This window comes from Pseudomonas sp. IT-232MI5 (assembly GCF_949767845.1).
Lineage (GTDB): Bacteria > Pseudomonadota > Gammaproteobacteria > Pseudomonadales > Pseudomonadaceae > Aquipseudomonas.
The window spans coordinates 13780-33732 of the sequence record NZ_CATKQE010000005.1 but is presented as its reverse complement, the minus strand read 5'-3'; the positions used below and the strand labels follow the sequence as shown (position 1 = coordinate 33732).

Below are 19953 nucleotides of genomic sequence, written 5' to 3'. Positions count from 1 at the left end.
GACTCGCCGAAACAACGCTTGGTGATGTTGCGAATTAACGGACGCGACGCAGATAGCCGTCCGGCGCCACGGTGATCAACAGCTTGTTCTGCAACTGCTGGTCGATCTCGAAATCCTGGTTCTCTTCGAGGTATTTCCACACAGCGGTTTTCGGGTTGTCGCCCGGGCCCCACGGACGATCCGGGAAGAAATCGGCCGGCATGTCTTCAACCACGGTGTCCATGACCACGCAGTAGCTGTCGACCGACACCAGCGGTGCGTACAGACGCAGCTCTTCCAGTACGTGATCGTGGGTGTGGTTGGAGTCGAGCACCAGAATGACTTTCTTGCCTTTGGCCGCAGCCTGCACCTGGGCGGCAATGCCGGCGTCGATGCTCGAACCTTCGATCATCTTGATGCGCTTGGCCATCGGGTGGCTTTCGATCGCTTCGCGGTTGTGCGGGCGAATGTCGAGGTCGATGCCCAGCACTTCGCCGTGGCCTTGCAGCTCCAGCAACGAGGCGTAGTAGATGATCGAACCGCCGTGGGCGATGCCGCACTCGATGACCAGATCCGGTTTGACCTGCCAGATGATCTCCTGCATGGCCATCATGTCTTGTGGCAGCTGGATGATCGGACGGCCCATCCACGAGAAGTGGTAGCTGTACTTGTGCTTGGCCGATTCGTTGAAGAAATCGCGGGCCAGGCCGGTGAGTTTCTGGTCGTCACCCTGCAGGGCAATCTGTTCCCGGCACTCGGCTTCGAAGGCTTGATTGATGCTGTTGTCGGTCATTTTAATAATCTCAAGGGTCACTGAAACGAAGCGCTGTCGACGGCGTGATAGACGTAGCGTCCACCGGTCATCCGCTTGATCTCTTCGAGGTAATTGGAATTCATCACAAACAGGTTGGCGCCTTCGGGCAACGCGTCCATCGCCTCTTGCGGCGAGGACACCCGCGCGCCGCTCAACGGCAGATAACGCCCCTGCTTGGCCGGGTTGATATCCACCACACGGTCCACCGCGACACCGGCACGTTGCAGGAACAGCGAATAGATCACGCCTTTGGACGAAGCGCCCCAGATCGCCGAACCCTGCTCGGGGGCGGACTGAATGATCTGCACGGCGCGATCGAGGCTGGCGGTGAAACCGTCAGGCAGGCTCAGGCGCGGCACCGGTTGATCCGGAGTCAGGCGCAAGGTCGACAGGTCGGCGACGATGTACAGGTATTGGCCACCGAACAGGTGACCGGCCTCGTGCACCGTGCCAAACAGCCGGCGCAGGTCATCGAGGCGGAAATAATTGACGTGTTCGTAGAACAGGTCGAACCAGGCTTTGTGCTCAAGAATCCAGTCGAAGCACGGCACTTCGATGTAGATCTGCCCGCCCTGATTGGCGTTGGCGATTTCGGCGAGAAAGCTCAGCGGATCCTGAATATGCTCCAGCACATGGCGCAGGACGATGGCGTCTGCCGCCAGCCCGAGACCACGGGTGAACGGCGCCTTGATCACGTCGGCGTTTTCGCCTTCGTACGCCGGGTCGATGCCGGTGATCGAATAACCGAGGCCTTTGAGCAGCTCAAGGAAATAGCCTTTGCCGCAGCCGACTTCGATCAGTTCCTGACCCTTGAAGTGCTTGGCGATGATGCCTTCGACGTCACTCAAATGCTTCTGGAACTGGCCGGAATGCGCCTGCTCGTTCTGATAATCGGCGTCGTAGCTGAGTTTGTCAGCGTCGAACGCGGCGTTGAAGATCAGACCGCTGCGCTCGTCCTGCACCAACAGCATGTCGGCACTGGCCGAGGCCTGCGCCGACGCGGGATCGGCAAAGGTGCGGTTCTGCAGCACCGGTAGGTCAGTAACCCAATACAACTCGTGCCTCATTGCGGCTCTCCCAGTAACTGTTGCAAACGCTCGGTCACCGCCCAGAACGCCAGCGGTTCGTGGGTTGGGTATGGGTAGTGGCCGAGGTTCAGATGCAGCGACACGTCGCGTTCGCGCAGGCGTTGTTCGACCAACGCGCGCACGGACACCGGTTGGCCGCTGGCGCAATTGATCACGCCGTTGAAGTCGGTTTTTTGCAGGATCGCGGCGAGGTAGCCGGCAGCGCGTTCAATCGGCAGAAAATCGCGCAACTGCTCACCGGCGGACATGTTGAACGACGCCTCACCGGCATCGATCGCCCGGTCCAGCGCGGCCAACAGACTGTTGGGGTTTTGCCCTTCGCCATGCAGATAGAACAGGCGCGCCCACTGCAAAGTGAACGGCAACTCCTGCTGCAGGTTTTGCAGAAACAGGTGCAGCGTGTGCTTGGCCAGACCGTAAGGATTGCTCGGCTTCGGCTCGGTGCTTTCGCTGAGTGGCCCACTTTGCATGCCGTACTCGAAACAGGTGCCGGTCACCAGCACCTGCTGCACGCCCGCCTCGACCGCGCTTTTGATAAAGCGGTAATCGGCCATCAGGTTGTGCTCCAAATGGAACAGCGCCCGGTAGTTCGGCAAGCCCGGCCAGGCCAGATGCGCCAGTGCATCGATACCCGCGGTCAACGCAACGACATCGAGATCGGCGGCGTGAATATCCGCGCTGACGAACTCAACGTCGTTGATCCAAGGCATGCCTTGCGCGGTTTCTGCGTTGCGCGCCACGGCGCGAACACCGCAGCCGCGTGCAAGCAATGCCGCGACCAGATGCCGACCGACAAACCCTGTGGCGCCAGTGACCAGAACCTTCACAGCACGCTCAACTCAGGCACGGCGATCACGAAGCGGCCATCCCACCGACGCACTTGCGCCAGTTGCTGGCTGACTTCATGCAGCAGGTTCCATGGCAGCACCAGCACGTAATCCGGTTTTTCGATATCGATTTGCGCGGGCGCAACGATCGGAATGCGACTGCCCGGCAGGAATTTACCCTGCTTGTGCGGGTTGGCATCAGCCACCCAGGCGAGCAGGTCCGGTTTGACCCCGGCGTAGTTGAGCAAGGTGTTGCCCTTGGCCGCCGCGCCGTAACCGACCACACGTTTGCCGTCGGCCTTGGCCTGCAGCAGAAAGCGCAGCAGTTCATGCTTGATGCGTTCAGCGGCGGGCGCGAGGGTCGCGTAGTACTCGGCGGTTTTCACCCCAGCATCCAGTTCGGCTTGCAACTGTTGTTGCACCGCCGCTTGTACCGCGCGGCGCTCGCCGTCCTTGCGCTGGACGAATACACGCAACGAACCGCCATGGGTGGTTAGTTGGCTGACGTCGAACACTTCCATGCCATTGCGCTCGCACAGGGTCTGCACGGCGGTCAGCGACAAGTAGGAATAGTGTTCGTGATACAGCGTGTCGAACTGCGCGCCGGCCATCAGTGTCAGCAGTTGCGGGAATTCGAAAGTGGCCACACCGGTCGGCTTGAGTAGCGTCGCGAAACCGCCGAGGAAATCATTGATGTCCGGCACATGCGCGAGCACGTTGTTGGCCGCCATCAGATCGGCGCCCCAGCCTTCGGCTTGCAACTGCTCAGCAGTCTCACGACCGAAGAACAGTTCACGAATTTCCAGGCCTTTTTCCCGAGCCGCTTGCGCGGTGCTGCGCGTTGGTTCAACACCGAGGCACGGAATGCCCCGGCCCGCCACGTATTGCAACAGGTAACCATCGTTGGCGGCGACTTCCACCACACGGCTATCGGCGGTCAGGCCAAAGCGCTCGACCATCTCGGCGACATAGCGCTCGGCATGAGCCAGCCAGGTGCTGGAGAACGAACTGAAGTAAGCGTACTCAGCATCGAACAGGCTATCGGCACTGGTGTAATCCTCGGTCTGTACCAGCCAGCATTGCTGGCACACGGCGACCTTCAACGGCACCCATTGCTCGGCCTGTTCCAGGCGATCGGCGTGCACGTAGGCGTTGGACGGTGGCGAGGTGCCGAGGTCGATCAGCGGCAGGCTCAGCGGTGCGGCGCACCCACGGCAGTTCATAGACGCACTCCAGCAAAGTGTTGATCGAGCGCGGGATGGCTGGAATCACGCGCTGACAAATTATTGACAGGCAACGGCCAAGCAATCGCCAGCCGTGGATCGTTCACCGACAGACCGCCCTCGTGCTCCGGCGCGTAATCGACGCTGTGCAGGTAAAGCAGTTCGGCGTCCTCGGTGAGGGTCTGGAAACCATGGGCGAAACCGGCCGGGATCAACAGGCTGCGGCCATCGCCAGCCTTGAGGTGCTCGGCGTGCCAGTGCAGAAACGTTTCGGAGTCAGGACGCAGATCCACCGCAACGTCCCACACTTCACCGCGCAGACAGGTGATCAATTTGGCTTCCGGCGCATTGGCATTCTGATAATGCAGACCGCGCACACTGCCCTTTTCACGGGTGCAGGAATGGTTGATCTGACGGATATGGAACTCAGCGCCGAACGCACTCAGGCTGCCTTCGCAAAACAGCCGAGCGAAGTGCCCCCGCTGGTCTTCGAAACGTTTGTGCTGAACGCTGAACAACCCGGCCAGCGGCAACGCCTTCAGGGAAAACTCGCTCACAGCGCGCCTCGGTACAGGTTCAATTGGCCGAGGGTGACGCTGCGCATGTCATCGCCGTTCTGCCACGCCAGGTGCCAGTCGAGGGTCTGCGTCAGACACTGCTGCAAGGTCCAGCGCGGCTGCCAGCCGAGTACCTGGCGGGCGCGGCTGCTGTCCAGACGCAGCAGGCCGGCCTCGTGCAGTTCGCTTTTCTCGATGCGCAAACCGCGCGCCTGCGGCCAGCGGCTGGCAAGCAATTCAACCACTTCGCCGACGCTGCACATGTCCGCTTCGCCCGGGCCAAAGTTCCACGCCCCGGCGTATTCCGGGCCCTGTTCGTAGAGGCCGGCGGCCAGTTGCAGGTAACCGGCCAGCGGCTCCAGCGCGTGCTGCCACGGGCGTACGGCTTGCGGATAGCGCAGGGTCACCGGTTCGTCGGCGGTCCACGCTTTGAGCACGTCGGGAATCAGTCGCTCAGGAGCGAAGTCACCGCCGCCCAAGACGTTGCCGGCACGCGCCGTGGCCAGGGCCAGACCGTGTTCGGCGTATTTGTCCGCCGGGAAAAACGACGCGGCATAAGACTGTGCGAGCAATTCACAGCAAGCCTTGCTGCTGCTGTAAGGATCGTGGCCACCGAGGGCTTCGTCTTCGCGGTACGGCCACAGCCATTCCTTGTTGGCGTAGACCTTGTCGGTGGTCACCAGCACGCAGGCACGCACGCAACCGACCTGACGAATCGCTTCGAGCAGATTCAGCGTGCCCATGACGTTGCTGGAATAGGTCCCGAGTGGATCGCGATAACCTTCGCGCACCAACGGCTGCGCGGCCAGGTGCAGCACGATCTCCGGCTCGGTGTCGGCGATGATTTCCAGCAAGGCGCCCAGATCACGCAAATCACCACGCTGATCGTTGATGCCTTCGTGCACGCGCGCCAGTTCAAACAGGCTCGGCTCGGTCGAAGGATCAAGGGAGAAACCGCTGACTTGCGCGCCGAGACTTTGCAGCCACAGGGTCAGCCAACTGCCTTTGAAACCGGTATGTCCGGTGACGAGAACGCGTTTGCCGCGCCAGAAATCCGCACTCAGGCCCATTGCTTCCATGGGGCCTCCCCGCTCAGCCACAGCGCTTCGAGATGGTTCTTGTCGCGCAGGGTGTCCATCGGGTGCCAGAAGCCTTCGTGCTCAAAGGCTTTCAACTGTTCGTCGGCCGCCAGACGCGCCAGCGGCTCGGCTTCCCAAGTGGTAGCGTCATCGGCGATGTACGGCAGCACTTTTGGCGAGAGCACGAAGAAGCCACCGTTGATCCAGCCACCGTCACCACGAGGTTTTTCGGTAAAGCCCAGCACTTGATCGCCTTGACGCTCAAGCGCGCCGTAACGACCCGGCGGTTGCACAGCGGTGACGGTCGCCAGACGACCGTGAGCTTGGTGGTAATCCACAAGCTGAGCGATGTTGATATCGGAAACGCCGTCGCCATAGGTGAAGCAGAACGCCTCTTCATCCTGCAGATAACGGCCGGCCCGCAGCAGCCGGCCACCGGTCATGGTTTCCTCACCGGTGTCGATCAGGGTGACGCTCCACGGTTCGCTGTAATTCTGGTGCACGTCCATGCGATTTTCGCGCATGTTGAAGGTGACGTCGGAGGTGTGCAGGAAGTAGTTGGCGAAGAAGTCCTTGATCGCATAGCCCTTGTAGCCGAGGCAGATCACGAAGTCATGAATCCCGTGGGCGGAATACTGCTTCATGATGTGCCAGAGAATTGGCTTGCCGCCGATCTCGATCATCGGCTTGGGCTTGAGGTGCGACTCTTCACTGATGCGCGTGCCGAGGCCACCCGCCAAAATAACTGCCTTCATCGTCTCCCCTCTTGTTCTTCACCGGGCTGCGCGCCGCTTTCTTGAGCTTTGCGGGCCTTCTGGCTAAACCTTTTGCCGATCCGTGCGCCGCTGGAGTGACCGCGAGCGCTCGTTTTATGGCGATTTACAGGGGACTTGCAGGAAACGCGCCAGCTCCACAAGCCCCTCACCCTAACCCTCTCCCAAAGGGAGAGGGGACTGACCGTGGTGTTTGGGCGAGGTACGCCGACGTGCGATACCGAGTCGAACTCAGGCTTCGAAAAGCCCAAAAATCGGCTCCCTCTCCCTCGGGAGAGGGCTGGGGTGAGGGGCAGCAACAACGCAAATCAAAAGCCGAACACCCGCGCTCCTCACCACTCAATAGGCCGAGTGTCAGCTCGCCTGCTCTTGATCTTGATCCACGGGCGACGTCGGAAGGCTGAGTGCAGGGATTGATCCGGGCGTGGGAGCGCAGCGACCGTTTGGCGCAGCCAAACACAGCGAGAGGAGGTGCAGCGAAGCAAACCGTAGGCGCTGCGCCCGGATCGATCCCGCAGCGAAGGAACCCCGAGCCCCAGCGAGCGGGCCGCACGTAGGAGCAAGCCTTTTGGGTTACCTTTTCGGCGTTTGGAAAAGGTGACCCGCCGTAAGGGCGGAACCCTGATCAGCAACACCCGCAGCAACGGATACACACCCAAACCCCCAAGAGCATGGTCGGCCCAAAGGCCGCCAAGCCCCAGACAAAAAAAGGGATGAACCCAAAGATTCATCCCTTTCCACAAGCCAGATCAACAATGCAAACGACTACCCAAACATGGCAAACCCATCACCACTCACCGGCAGCTCAAACGCCTGACCATCGGCGGTCTGGATGTGCTCGATGTTGTTGAACCCGGCGTACCAGCCCGCCAGTTTCACGCCGTTGTCCGGCACACCAGTGCTGCCGTCATTGGCACTGTGCAGATAAGCGTCATCACCGATGCGGGTAACGTTCAACTGGCTGGCGTTGGCGATCGTGTTGAGGATCAGGGTGTCGTTCAGATCCCAGCCCTCATCCTGGATCGTCACCAGGCCGGTGGTGTTGACCACGTAGGTGTCATCGCCCTGACCGCCATAGGCACTGCCGCCGGAGGTCGACTGACCGGCCAGATTGAGGATCAGCAGGTCGTCGCCTTCGTCTCCTGTCAACGTGTAGTGGCTACCAGTGCCGGTGATCACGTCATTGCCTTGACCGCCATGGGCGAGGCCACGGCCGAGCGTAATGATGTCATTGCCCTCATCGCCGCTGACCCACGTGAACAGATCGTCGCGCGCAGCAACGATGACATCATCACCCGCACCACCGGACAAGCTGTCGGACTGCCCCGCAACGTCGAGACCTGAAGCCAGACCGCCGTAGATGTGATCGTTGCCATCGCCACCCTGAATCTGGTCGTCGCCCGCGCCGCCTTCAAGAATGTTATCGCCCCAGTCGCCCTCAAGAACGTCATTGAACTGGCTACCACGCAAGCCTTCGATATCGATGTAAACATCGTGGAACGCAATACCACTCTGCACGCCCCATTTCAGCGAAGCGCTCAAGCCTTCGCTACTGTCGTCATAGCTGACGATGTCGATACCAGCGCCACCCTCAAAGTTATCGGCACCCGCACCGCCCAACAGCACATCATTGCCGGCGCCGGAGACGATGGTGTTGTTCTCGTCATTGCCGTAGCCAACGAAGTCAGCGCTGCCGGTATAGGTCAGGTTTTCAACGAACGCACTCAGTCTCAACTCGGACAGGCTGGTGTACACGCGATCGGTCCCCCCCATGTAGCCTTCGATTTCCTCGACGGTCACACCGGTGCTGTTGATTGTGTAGACATCGTCACCGCCACCGCCAGCGACGACCACACCACTGGTGTTCACGGTGAAGTGGTCGGCATCGGTGGAACCAATAACCTCTTCCACATTAATCAGCGTGTCGCCCGCCGCGTTGACACCGCCGCCGATCAAAATGTTGACCGGATCGAAAGCGTAGCGATAACTCACGGTGTCATGGCCGTCACTACCGTCGATGCTCATAAAGTCTTTGTGACGATAAATCACATCATCGAAGCCCGAACCCTGCAGCGCTTCAATGCCGGTGAAGGTGTCACCGTAGGCAATGGTCAGCCCGTCAAAGTTGGCAAAGTCTTCGACTCTCACGCCTTCAAGACTGTCGCTATAGCTGACCGTATCGTAGCCATCACCACCAACGAAGTGATCGGCACCATCCCCACCCCACAGCCAGTCGTTACCGGCACCGCCAATGATTTCGTTGTCACTGGCATTGCCGTAAGCCTTGAAATCGCCGGTGCCGGTGAAGGTCAGCTTTTCAATGAACGGGTCCATCTTGAGGGTGTTGAGGCTGGTGCGCAGTTCGTCATAACCCGCATTGTCTTCCTCGACAATTGCCACACCCTCACTGTCGACGATGTACAGATCATCCCCGACGCTACCCTCGAACGTCACACCGCCGACCGAACTGGTAAACGTATCGTTGTGGAACGTACCGAAGACTTTCTCGACACCGATGAGGGTGTCGACCTTGCCTTCAGCCCCTGCGACAGTCGTGGCATCTTTGCCGAACTCGACACTGACACCCGACGAAATCGCGTAATAGGTCGCCGTGTCGAACCCTTCTCCGCCATCCAGCACATCAGAACCTGCACTGCCGATCAGTACATCATCCGACTCCAGTCCATAGAGTTCGTCATTATCGTCGGTGCCCAAGAGGACATCCGCTTCACTCGTTCCATTCACTACTGACATTTACGTCTTCCTTGCGTTGTTGTTGAAAGCGGTTCTGTCGGCAGAGAGAGACCGTTCAAGCGTGCAATCCCTGCCGGATGAGTAAACGAATAAAGAGGTATCGACTGCAAAAACCCAAACCTTGAGCCTGCACACGAGAAAGTGTCGACGGGTGTGTAAGAAGGTTTCTCCAGAGACAAGAAAGGGCGAACCCGGAGATCGGGTTCGCCCTCAGCAGTATTGCCTACACCCTCAATCCCGTTGCGGGAGCGATGGTGTTCGATTCAGCGATCAGCCAAACATGGCAAACGCGTCACTGTTGGCCGGCAGGTTGATGACTTCTCCGTTGGCCGTCTGGATTTGCTCGATGGTATCGGAACCGGCGAACCAGTCTTTGAGCCGCACACCCTCCTGTGGAGTGTCACCCACGTTGAAACTCAATCGGTGCAGATAAAGATCATCGCCGACACGATCGATCTGCAATTCAGAGCTTTTGATGTACGACAACACTAGCTTATCGCCATGACTTACACCGTCATCCTGGATCGTCACCAGTCCCGGCGTGCCGATCGTGTAAATGTCGTCACCTTCACCACCATTGGCAAAACCGCTGGATTTGAGCACCAGTTGATCATCCCCGGCACCGCCAAACAGAGCAAAGCCCAGACCTGTTCCTGTGAGCAAATCGTTGCCCTCACCGCCATCGGCCATGCCGGAATTCACTGTAATAACATCACTGCCCGCCTCGCCGTAAGCCCGGCTGCCGGTGTCATTGGCGGCAGTCAGGAGGGTGTCGTTACCATTTCCGCCATACAACGTGTCAGCCTGCGCACCGGTATCGGCTCCTGGATTGGTAAGAGGGCCGATCAAAGACGCCAGACCGCCGTAGATGTAGTCTGCCCCGTCACCGCCATAAATAACGTCGCTCCCGGCATAGCCTTCGAGAAAATCAACGGCTGAAGTCCCCGTCAATGTGTCGTTGTATTGGCTGCCGATGACTCGTTCGATGTTGAGCAGGACGTCTCCTTGCGCATCCCCGCCCTGATTGATGTTGGTTTGCAGATTAACCGTCACGCCAGCCGTGCTGTTGGCGTACCAGGCAACGTCATGCCCTTCGCGCCCGTCAATCCGGTCGGCGCCCGCACCGCCGATCAAGTTGTCGCCAGAAGCCGTTCCGGACAAGGTGTCGTCAAAGCTGCTGCCTTGGAAAAACTGGATCGAGGCGTAGGTATCGCCAGCCGCATCGCCGGCATTGATACCGGTTTTCAGATCAATGGTGATAGCACCGTCAGAGTGTTCGTAGCTGACCATATTGAAGCCACCCAAACCATCGAAAGTGGTGGCCGTATCGGCGCCGATGAAAACGTCATTGATTGCTGTGCCTCTGAAAGCCTCGATACCGACGTAAGTATCTCCAGCAGCAATACCGGAATTGATCCCTGTTTTCAGGTCGATGCTGACGCCCACCGCACTGTCGTTGTAACTGACGGTATCGATACCCGCGCCGCCGATAAACAGGTCGGCACCTGCACCACCGTAAAACAGATCATTGCCAGATCCGCCAGTGATGATGTTATCGCTGGCGTTCCCCCAGCCAATGAATGCTCCGGAGCCGGTGTAGGTGAGGCGCTCGACATTGGCGCTCAGGTAGATCTGGCCGAAGTTGCTGCGCACTTCGTCATAGCCGCCACCTGCCTGTTCGATGACCGTACCGCCGGCACCATTGATGACATAAACGTCATCGCCGCCCCCCCCTTCAAACGTTGCAGTGGCACCGTCGACATTGAATGTGTCGTTGAGCGCCGTGCCGATGACCTTCTCGATATTGAACAGGGTATCGCCCTGAGCATCACCGCCGATGCCGGCACGACCCGCTCCCCCGCTGCGGATATCGACGTTGATGGACTCGGCAGATGTCGAGTAGTCAACCACATCACCGGTTCCACCACCGCCATCAAACGCAAACACTCGGCTGTCGGCAATGAACGTGTCATTGGCGCCCGAACCCTTGATTGCCTCAATGCTCGTGTAGGTATCACCCGCGCCGATTCCGGAGTTCACTCCAGTCTTGAGGTTGAGCGTCACGCCCACCGGACTGTCGGTGTAATCAACGGTGTCCATGCCCGCACCGCCGATGAACTGGTCTGCACCGCCACCGCCGAGCAATATATCGTTGCCGATGCCACCCGTGATGATGTTGTCACTGGCGTTACCGTAACCGGTGAATGCCGTTGTACCGGTGTAGGTCAGTCGTTCGACGTCGGCGGCCAGCGATTGAATATCGTAGTTGGTACGCACTTCATCGTTGCCGCCACCCGCCTGCTCGATCACTGTGGTGACGCGAGTGCCATTGATGATGTACACATCATCGCCGGCACCGCCTTCCAGGGTGAACGTACCGCCATTGACACTGAGCGTGTCGTTGAATGCCGTACCGATGACTTTTTCGATACCGGTCAGCGTATCGCCCTGAGCATCGCCACCGATGCCGGCACGACCTGTTCCTGCAGAAACCAGATCAACAGTGATCGCTGCGGACGATGTCGAGTAATCGACCACATCGCCAGTTCCGCCACTGCCATCAAAAGCGAACACCCGACTGTCGGCAATGAACGTGTCATTCGCGCCCGACCCTTTGATCACCTCGATGCCAGCGTAAGTATCTCCCGCCGCGATCCCGGAATTGACCCCGGTTTTCAGGTTGATGCTGACACCCACGGTGCTATCACCATAACTGGCGGTGTCGATACCGGCGCCGCCTATAAACTGATCGGCACCCGCACCGCCATACAACAAGTCGTTACCAACGCCACCTGTGAGGATGTTATCGCTGGCATTGCCCCAGCCAATGAAATCCCCCGTACTGGTATACGTCAGGCGTTCGACGTTAGCGCTCAGATAGATCTGACCAAAACTGGAGCGCACTTCATCATCGCCGCCCCCCGCTTGCTCGATCACCGTACCGCCATTGTTGAGGATGTAAACGTCATTCCCTGCGCCGCCCTCAAAGGTGGCGCCACCCTTTTGCGCGGTTAATGTGTCGTTGAACGCCGTGCCGATAACCTTCTCGATGTTGGTCAGGGTATCGCCTTGAGCGTCGCCCCCCGTACCGGCCAGACCCGAGAGGTCAACGTTGATCGCTTGCGCAGACGCCGAGTAATCCACCACGTCAGCGGTCCCGTCACCGCCATCAATCTTGTCCGCACCGGCACTGCCCTTAATCAGATCATTACCGGCCAGACCGTTGATCTCGTCATCCCCACTGGTACCCGTCAGCGTATCCGCGCCGTTAGTTCCGTTAATAACCGCCATTACTTCTTCCTTGCCTTGTTGTGAACCGGTACCGGCATGCGCGGCGATCAACATCCTCGCGGCAAGCGCTCTAAACCCACGAATGTGTTGATATCGACTGCAAAGACGCGAAGCTTGAGCGTCGGCAAAAATTTGTATCGAAACTGGTGCAAAGACGATTTTCAGAAGCAAAAAAAAACAGGTGACTATAAAAGTCGCCTGTTTTTTTTCAGATCACGCTTGGCTCGATCAATCGGCCAGCCAGCCGTATTCCCAGTAGCGCAGGTTATCGCCGCGCAACACGTAATCGCGCAGCACCACCTCACGCAATTCATCGCCCATGCGATAACTGGCATCCGGATCCGCCAGGTGCATGCGGATCGCTTGCAGCCATTCATCCGTGGAGTTGGTCTTGATCCGCGTGCACGGCAAGTAACCGCGATAGGCCTCGGTGTCGGTGCAGATCACCGGGTAACCGCAGGCGCCGTATTCCAGCAGCCGCAAGTTGCTCTTGCAGTCGTTGAAGATATGGAATTCCAGCGGCGCCAACGCGAGATCGAGGTTGAGGCTGGCCAGTTTCGCCGGGTACACGTCCAGGCCGATGACGCCATGGAACTCATGCATGTACGGCCGCAGATCATCCGGGCACATGCCGAAAAATACCCAGTCGACTTCATTGGCCAGTTCACGAACAACCTCGGCGATCACCGCCAGATCACCGTGGTGACTGGTGCCGCCGCCCCAGCCGACCCGCGGTTTCTTCGAGGTCCGACGCTGGCTGCGCAGGTGGCCCCACAAGTCCTTGGCCAACATGTTAGGGACGACACGAATGTCGTGGTGCATGTCCGACAGCACGTTGGCCAGCGGCGCGGTGGATACGACCGCGCGATCACACAGCCCGATGGCACGCCGCACCATACGCTCCATGTCCTGCTTGCTCGGCATATTACGGATGTGCGCATTGCGGTGGGGAACATCAATGACGTAGTCGTCGAGTTCGAAGATCCGTCGAGCGTTGAAGTACTTTTTCAACGGTGGGATTTCATCGATGGCGTGCTCCGAGTAGCGCCCTTGCAGAACGATCACATCAGGTGACTGACGTTCGATATCGATGATCGACGGCAAACCGTAGCAAATGCGCCCTTCTGCCCGATTGGCCGCTTCCAGCTCGATCATCGGCTGGCTCATGCGGTAATGGCCGATGGCTGAAGCGTTGATCGGCACCACCAGCAGATTGGGCAGCTGTGCCTTGGAGAACGCACTCCAACCGGTGCGCAGGCCAGGCTCCAGACTGAAGTTGGTGGCGCCCACGCCCTGCAACGTCAGGTTGACGTTGTAGGCCGGATCGCGCGCCACGAGCGGCAGCCAGCGCTGGTAAAACGTCTCCCTCTCCTCGGTGTGCTGCGCTTCTTCCTCAGGCGTCGCCATTGCACTTGGCCGTGCCCCCACGGCCAGCACCGCATGAGGGTTGAGCACCACCAGATAACCGTCACGGCCAACACGCAGACACAGATCGACGACATTGAGCGTTTGCTTGAGGTCCTGCTCGTCCAGCCCGCCGACCGCTTCGTACACCGACCGGCGAATCATCAGGCAATCACCGCCGACGGCACTCAGGTCATGCACTGCTTGCAGGCGGTGCATGTACCCTTCCGACTGCATCGGCTGGCCATAGAACGGCAACCCGACCGGCCCGTTCAAGCCAAGAATCAGACCCGCGTGCAGCACGCCACCGTCCGGGTTGAACAGCTTGGCGCCGACCACCCCGACCTCCGGTCGTTGCGCATGATTGAGCAGTTCGTCGAGCCAATCGCTCTGGGTGATTACCGCGAAGGCATTGAGCATCAGCACATACTCACCGCGCGCCTGGCCGACGGCAAAGTTGTGCACCGCTGCCGCATTGCCCTTTTGCAGGTAGCTCAGCACACGTATCCGCTCGCTGCCCATTTGCGCCATACCGTCCAGCCACGCCAGCGCTTCGGCGCTTTCGCTGCCGTTGTCGACCAAGAGCAATTCGTACTCGGTGTAGGCAGTCTTTTCCAGCAGGGTCTCGACGCAGCGCTGCAACGCGGCGGTCTGGTCCTGCGTGACAATGACCACCGACACCAGCGGGCGCCGGGCATGGTGATAGTCGACACGATTGAGCAGCCCGCTATTACCGACACGGACTTCATGAGCGATGCCAAGGCGTTGCAGATGCGCTTCGAGGATTCGCGGACTTTGCTCGACGACGCCGGGATTGATAAGCCATTGCGACAGGTCGTATTTCGACTCCAGCAGCACTTCAGCAATGTGCCCGACGACTTGCAGGCCATCACTTTCAACCATGCGCCACAGCACATCGTGGGGCGCCAGTTCGGCGAACGTCGAGGTAAAACCGCCAAGGGCCAGAAACCGTTCGCGCTGGAATGCCAAGGCGCGCCCGACGTAGGGATAGCTACGCATGAGATCAAGGTTGAAATCAGGTTTGAACGCAGGCTCTGCCGACTCGCCATCGCGCAGGCTGCCTTCGTCGCTGTACAGGCATGTCAACGAGCTTGCGTGCGCAATGCGATCGGCCATCACCAACAACGCTGGCACCACCGGGCAGTCACCTGGCTGCAGCAGATAAAACCAGTCGGCGCCTTCCAGTTGCGGCAGCAGAGCGTTGATCTGCTCCAGGCCGTCACCCTGCAACGGCATGTGGAACACCCGACCGTCCAGCTTCGCTTCGCTGCAAACCGTGGACAGCACCAGCACCAGCTCCGGCGGATAATCCTGAGCGGCGAGCGCATCAAGCGTACGTTCCAGACCATCGCGGCTGCCTTGCCCATCAATGATGATCGGCACGATGCGCGGCTGATGCGACCAGCCGGCGAGGGTTTCCGGCAGCCATTTGCGCTGTGCCGCGGTCAGCACCCGACACGCCAGCCACTGCGCATAGAGTTCGCCGAAACTGAAGCTGTCGACACCGACCCCCAATTCCTGACGGCTCTGCTTGGAACCCAGGGTACGGCTCAGCGGCAGTTCTTCCCAGACCCGAGGTGTCTCGTCGGCCTTGGTCAATTGCACATAGCGCACCCATCCCGGCGCCGGCGCCGACTCTCCGCTGCGGACCTTGAGCATTTGCGAGATCCACTCGCGCTCGATCTCCGCCGCGTCTTTCATCGGTTGCTGCGCGCTCAGACGCTCGGGGTAAAGTCGTTCGGCACTCAGCACATTGTTGGAGACCACCAGGTTGCCGCGCCGCAGCAGGCAGACATACAAAGCAAAATCCAGGGTCGCGACGAAGCAGGCTCCATCCTCGGTAAGGGCCGGCAGCAGTTCGGCGACATCGGCGCGCCGGAACATTGCGCTGCTGAAACCGCCGAGCACGTTGACTGGAAATTTTTCGAAGATGCTTAGTACGTCGTCGCCTTTGAGCAAGCCACTGGCCGGCGATAACGAGCTGTTTTCCAGACGTGCGGGCAGGATGATGTCGTTGGCATCCCACAGCAACCGTTGCGCGACCACCAGACTGACTTCTTCGCGCTGCATCTCATGGGCTTGCTGTTCGATACAGGCCGAATACAGCAGATCATCGTCACACAGGAATTTGATGAACTCGCCCCGGGCTTGCTCAAGGCAGGCCTTCAGGTTACCAACCAGGCCCAGCGTTCGTGAGTTGCGCACGTAACGCACTGCAAACCCGGTCTGCTCTGTCACCTGCGTAACGATGTCTTCGATCTCGTGGCCACGATTGTCATCGCATACGATGATTTCAAGATTGGCGTAATTCTGGCTGACGGCGCTGTTCAGCGTCCGCTCGAAAAAGCGCGGATTGAAGGCGGGAATAACGAGGCTGACAAGAGGAAGTGAATTCACGGCGGGCTCACAGGCGGTACGAGCCCGCTCGGAAAAGCGAGCCCTTGATACCGCTAAAAAACATGACTGAGGGACAAGGCAAACGGGCGCTTACACGCCCGTTGAGGATCAGATCTTGTTGAACAGACCCAACTGGCTGATCTTGCTGAACGCAAGCTGCGAAGCTTGCAGCATGGTCTGCTGCAGGGTCAAACGAGTCATCACTTCAGCCGGATCCGAATCGCGAATGGAGCCTTGAGTGGTGGTGTTCGCGGTGCTCAGGCTGTCATTGGTGACGGCCTGCATATCCAGCGCCTGACCACGTGCTCCAATCTCGGTCACCGCGGCGCCGATTTGATTGTTGGCCGCGTCGATGTTGCCGAGGCCCGCTTCCATTGCGCCCTGGAATTTCTGCTTGGCCACCGGATCCCCATCGATCGGAGTGTTCAACGCCGTGATCATCTGGCCCAGGGTGTCGAGCACGTTCTGGGTCTGGTGGTCGTTCGGCTGGATCGAAAACTGATCACCGGCAGCCGGGGCAGCGCCCAGTGCGAACGTGACGCCCGCCGCAGTAGCGTTGTTACCGACGATAGTGCCCGAGGACACGGGTTTGCTGTCGGCAGTGACCGGCGCTGCGTACAGATCGAACGCGGTGGCGCTGGTGAACTTGAGGACGGCGCCGCCCTGCGGGAATGCCGCGGTGTAGGCGGCCTGGTCGGTGATGCTGGAGCCGGTGATCACGGCGGTCGACGGGTTACCCGGGCTGCGCGTGGTGGTGAACGAGTCCGGCGCGGTCGACAACTGGAAGCTGTGGCCAGCTATCACCGCGTCCGGGTTGGTGTCGCCGGTCTTCAAGTTGATATTCAACTTCATGTCGACGCCACGGAAGCTCACCGTCTGGTTGGCGCCGCTGCTGTTGCTGACCAGACCGTTCTGGCTCGCTTCAGCGGTCACGTCATTGCCCAGGGCATCAGTGATTTTCAGCTGGGTGCTGCTGAGGAAGCTGACGGTGTACGGCTGGCCGGCAGTGAACTTGGAATCATAGGTGGCGGCAGTGCCGACCGTACCGTTGGACAGCACAACGCGGCCGTCGTCCACGGCCGGCGCAGTCATGGTGACGTTGGTGCGCGCGGTATTGATGGTCTGCTGGAAAGCGGCCCAACCGGTGGTGTTGGTGCCAACAGTCATGCCGTCGCCGATGCCCAGATTGATCGTGGTCTGGTCACCGTTGTAGGAGTAGGTGCCATCGGCGTTCTGCGAGTACGGCGCGGTATCGGTTTTCGAACCGGAGAACAGGTAATTGCCGCTGGCATCCTTGGAGTTCATCAGGCCCAGCACTTGTTGCTGGATCTGGCCCAGTTCCGAAGCGTAAGCCTGGCGGTCCTTGTCGGTGGCCGTGCCGTTGTTGGCCGCCAGGGCAAGTTCCTTGGCGCGTGCCAATGCGGTGGTGATGGAGTCCAGTGTCGACTCCTGCACAGTCAACGAACTTTTGGTGGTGTCGACGTTGGTCTTGTACTGATCCAGCATCGCCGCCTGCTGGCCCAACTGCAGCAAACGCCCGGCACCGATCGGATCATCGGCCGCTGTGTTGATGCGCTGCAGGCTGCTCGCCTCGCTGGCGGTGGCGACTGCCTTGTTGAAGTTACGCTGATAGTCCGACGCTTGCGTGCCGTAATACTGGGCGGTGGAAATGCGCATGAATTACGACTCCTTAAAGGCTGTTGATCAGCGTGGCGAAAGTTTCCTGCGCAGCTTTGATGATCTGCGAAGACGCTGTGTAGTACTGCTGATATTTGACCAGGTTGCCGGTTTCTTCATCCAGGTTGACCCCGGACAGCGAATCGCGCGCGCCTTTGGCGTTGTCCAGAATCGCCGTGGTGGCGGCGCTGTCAGACTTGCCTTGAGCGGTCTTGGTGCCGACGTTGGTCACCAGCTTGTTGTAAGCGTCAGTCAGGCTGATGCCTTTGCTGGCGGAACCGGTATCGACGGTCTGCGCAGTTTGCAGGGCGACCAGCGATTGCGCGTTGCGGTTGTCCGAGGACGCCGCACCGGTGAGGTTCATGGTGAAGGTTTCGCCAGGCTTCGGCGTGCCGCCAACGGTGGTCTGTACGGAGAAGGTTTTCTGTACGTTCGGCGTAACGCTGGTGTCCAGCACCGGGTTGCCGCTGGCATCGACGATGCCGACTTTAAGTTCCAGCGCGTTCGATTGACCGGGAACGATAGTGCCGCTGCTGATGAGGCCGCCCTTGGCATCCACAAAAGTGTAAGACTGGCTGCCCCCGGAGACCGCACCGAACACCAGTTTCACCGGCGTCGAATTCTTCAGCGCCGCCTGCATGTCAGCCTGGGAAGTCGGGTTGTAAATATCGATCTTGCTGTTGAGCGTCGGCTGGGTGAAGGTGCCCAGACCGCTGGCGCTGGCCACACCGGTCAACGGACCGGCCGCAGCGATTTTCTTCGGATCGGTGAGCACCGTCTGGATGCTCGCCGCCGCATTGCGGGTCGGGGTGATTTTGAAGCTGTCACCGGCGCTCAATGCCCCACCCTTGAGGGCGAGGGTGAATCCGTCGATCACTGGCGGCGGATTGGTTGTGGTGCTGAAGGCGCCCATGTCGGTGCCGTCGGAACGCTTGACGGTGTAGTCCGTGGCGCTGGTGAACGTCACTTGGTAATCGCTGGTGGTCAGCTTGCCGGTGTCCTTGATGGTGACATCGAGGTTTCCGGAACCGGTGCTGTTGCCCGACTGCGCGATGCTGCGCGAACTGATCAGCGCGGCACTGTTGATGTTGTTGAAAATCGCCGCACCGAAGTCACCGTTCTTGTCGATGCCTTGCGCTTGCTGGCTGTTGACCTGATCAGCGATCACCAGCGCCACTCGGCCCAGCTCGTTGAGCGACGGGTCGAGGACTTCTTTGCGGTAAGTCAGCAGGCCACCGATTTCGCCACCGCTCATCGCCGAGGTGATGTCGATGGTGCTCGAACCGCGATCCATCTGGATGGCCATGCGCGACGGGTCGTCTTTGCTTGCGACCATGCTCAGCGTGTTGGTGGTGTTGCCGATCACCAACGGCTGACCGCTGCCGATGTAGACATCGAAACTGGTGCCACGCTCGACGATCTGTGCACCGGTCAGTTCGGAGAGCTGGCGTACGGCTTCGTTGCGGCTGTCGAGCAGATCGTTCGGCGCACCACCGCTGGTGGAGATCTCGCCGATCTTCTGGTTCAGGTTGGCAATCGAGGTGGCCAGCTTGTTCACCTGGGCCGTCATGTCGCCCAGGCTGCCGTTGAGGGTGGTGTTCTGGTCGTTGAGCTGTTTGGCAATGGTGTTGAAACGACTGGTCAGCGCCTGCGCACCGGTCAGCACCGATTGACGGGAAGTGTCATCGGTCGCCGAGGTCGAAACGCCCTGCATCGTGGTAAAGAATTTTTGCAGCACACCGGTCAGGCCGGTGTTGGTGTCCGACAACATGGAGTCCAGCGGCGTGGCCTGGGCCAGAAACGCGGCCGATTCGCTGTCGAGCGAGGTGGCCGTGTGCAGTTGGCTTTCCAGGTACGAGTTGTACACCCGGCGCACGTCAGCCAGGGTGGTGCCCGTACCGATGAACACGGTGCCGTACTGCTGCGAGGATTTGGTGCCCTGCACGGTTTGCTGACGTGAATAACCGGCGGTGTCGACGTTGGCAATGTTGTTGCCTGTCGTAGCCAAAGAGGACTGGCTGGCCGACAGTCCCGACATCCCGATATTGAGCAAACTCATGGTTCAGACC

At 59.6% G+C, this 19953-nt stretch carries 12 protein-coding genes; all 12 read right to left on the bottom strand.

Annotated elements, in window-relative coordinates:
* Positions 1-34 precede the first annotated feature (34 nt).
* Positions 35-772, bottom strand: coding sequence for a cephalosporin hydroxylase family protein (locus tag ACM6JQ_RS04935; RefSeq protein ID WP_007920080.1), 738 nt, complete (start codon positions 770-772; stop codon positions 35-37).
* A 17-nt stretch (positions 773-789) separates the two neighbouring features.
* Entirely contained in the window at positions 790-1860 is a 1071-nt protein-coding gene (locus ACM6JQ_RS04930; RefSeq protein WP_414893335.1) for a class I SAM-dependent methyltransferase, read from the bottom strand.
* Positions 1857-2708, bottom strand: coding sequence for an NAD-dependent epimerase/dehydratase family protein (locus ACM6JQ_RS04925; protein WP_414893334.1), 852 nt, complete (start codon positions 2706-2708; stop codon positions 1857-1859). Before ACM6JQ_RS04925 ends, ACM6JQ_RS04930 begins: the two co-directional genes overlap by 4 nt.
* Positions 2705-3931, bottom strand: a complete 1227-nt coding sequence (locus tag ACM6JQ_RS04920; RefSeq protein ID WP_414893333.1) for a methyltransferase domain-containing protein — start codon at positions 3929-3931, stop codon at positions 2705-2707. The genes ACM6JQ_RS04925 and ACM6JQ_RS04920 overlap by 4 nt, the downstream gene beginning before the upstream one ends.
* Entirely contained in the window at positions 3928-4488 is a 561-nt protein-coding gene (locus tag ACM6JQ_RS04915; protein WP_007920088.1) for a dTDP-4-dehydrorhamnose 3,5-epimerase family protein, read from the bottom strand. The genes ACM6JQ_RS04920 and ACM6JQ_RS04915 overlap by 4 nt, the downstream gene beginning before the upstream one ends.
* Positions 4485-5567 carry a CDP-glucose 4,6-dehydratase gene (gene rfbG, locus ACM6JQ_RS04910; protein ID WP_007920090.1) on the bottom strand — a complete coding sequence of 361 codons (1083 nt, stop codon included), beginning with the start codon at positions 5565-5567 and terminating at the stop codon, positions 4485-4487. Before rfbG ends, ACM6JQ_RS04915 begins: the two co-directional genes overlap by 4 nt.
* Positions 5549-6322: a glucose-1-phosphate cytidylyltransferase gene (gene rfbF, locus ACM6JQ_RS04905; protein WP_414893332.1), complete on the bottom strand. Its 774-nt coding sequence runs from the start codon at positions 6320-6322 to the stop codon at positions 5549-5551. The genes rfbG and rfbF overlap by 19 nt, the downstream gene beginning before the upstream one ends.
* A gap of 783 nt (positions 6323-7105) precedes the next feature.
* A complete protein-coding gene (locus tag ACM6JQ_RS04900; protein ID WP_414893331.1) occupies positions 7106-9094 on the bottom strand; it encodes a calcium-binding protein in 1989 nt (662 codons plus the stop codon).
* Between the two features lie 270 nt (positions 9095-9364).
* Positions 9365-12385 (bottom strand): beta strand repeat-containing protein, encoded by a 3021-nt coding sequence (locus tag ACM6JQ_RS04895; RefSeq protein WP_414893330.1) that lies wholly within the window; start codon positions 12383-12385, stop codon positions 9365-9367.
* A 228-nt stretch (positions 12386-12613) separates the two neighbouring features.
* Positions 12614-16207, bottom strand: a complete 3594-nt coding sequence (locus tag ACM6JQ_RS04890) for a glycosyltransferase (RefSeq protein ID WP_007920102.1) — start codon at positions 16205-16207, stop codon at positions 12614-12616.
* 108 nt (positions 16208-16315) lie between these two features.
* A complete protein-coding gene (locus ACM6JQ_RS04885; RefSeq protein WP_095114164.1) occupies positions 16316-17884 on the bottom strand; it encodes a flagellar hook-associated protein 3 in 1569 nt (522 codons plus the stop codon).
* 13 nt (positions 17885-17897) lie between these two features.
* Entirely contained in the window at positions 17898-19943 is a 2046-nt protein-coding gene (flgK, locus tag ACM6JQ_RS04880; protein WP_007920110.1) for a flagellar hook-associated protein FlgK, read from the bottom strand.
* Positions 19944-19953: the final 10 nt, after the last annotated feature.

Bases quoted from the DNA above. Each gene is read 5' to 3' on its own strand.
- flgK (WP_007920110.1), bottom strand. From the start codon at position 19,943: ATGAGTTTGCTCAATATCGGGATGTCGGGACTGTCGGCCAGCCAGTCC.
- rfbF (WP_414893332.1), bottom strand. From the start codon at position 6,322: ATGAAGGCAGTTATTTTGGCGGGTGGCCTCGGCACGCGCATCAGTGAA.
- ACM6JQ_RS04930 (WP_414893335.1), bottom strand. From the start codon at position 1,860: ATGAGGCACGAGTTGTATTGGGTTACTGACCTACCGGTGCTGCAGAAC.
- ACM6JQ_RS04895 (WP_414893330.1), bottom strand. From the start codon at position 12,385: ATGGCGGTTATTAACGGAACTAACGGCGCGGATACGCTGACGGGTACC.
- ACM6JQ_RS04885 (WP_095114164.1), bottom strand. From the start codon at position 17,884: ATGCGCATTTCCACCGCCCAGTATTACGGCACGCAAGCGTCGGACTAT.
- ACM6JQ_RS04920 (WP_414893333.1), bottom strand. From the start codon at position 3,931: ATGAACTGCCGTGGGTGCGCCGCACCGCTGAGCCTGCCGCTGATCGAC.
- ACM6JQ_RS04900 (WP_414893331.1), bottom strand. From the start codon at position 9,094: ATGTCAGTAGTGAATGGAACGAGTGAAGCGGATGTCCTCTTGGGCACC.
- rfbG (WP_007920090.1), bottom strand. From the start codon at position 5,567: ATGGAAGCAATGGGCCTGAGTGCGGATTTCTGGCGCGGCAAACGCGTT.
- ACM6JQ_RS04935 (WP_007920080.1), bottom strand. From the start codon at position 772: ATGACCGACAACAGCATCAATCAAGCCTTCGAAGCCGAGTGCCGGGAA.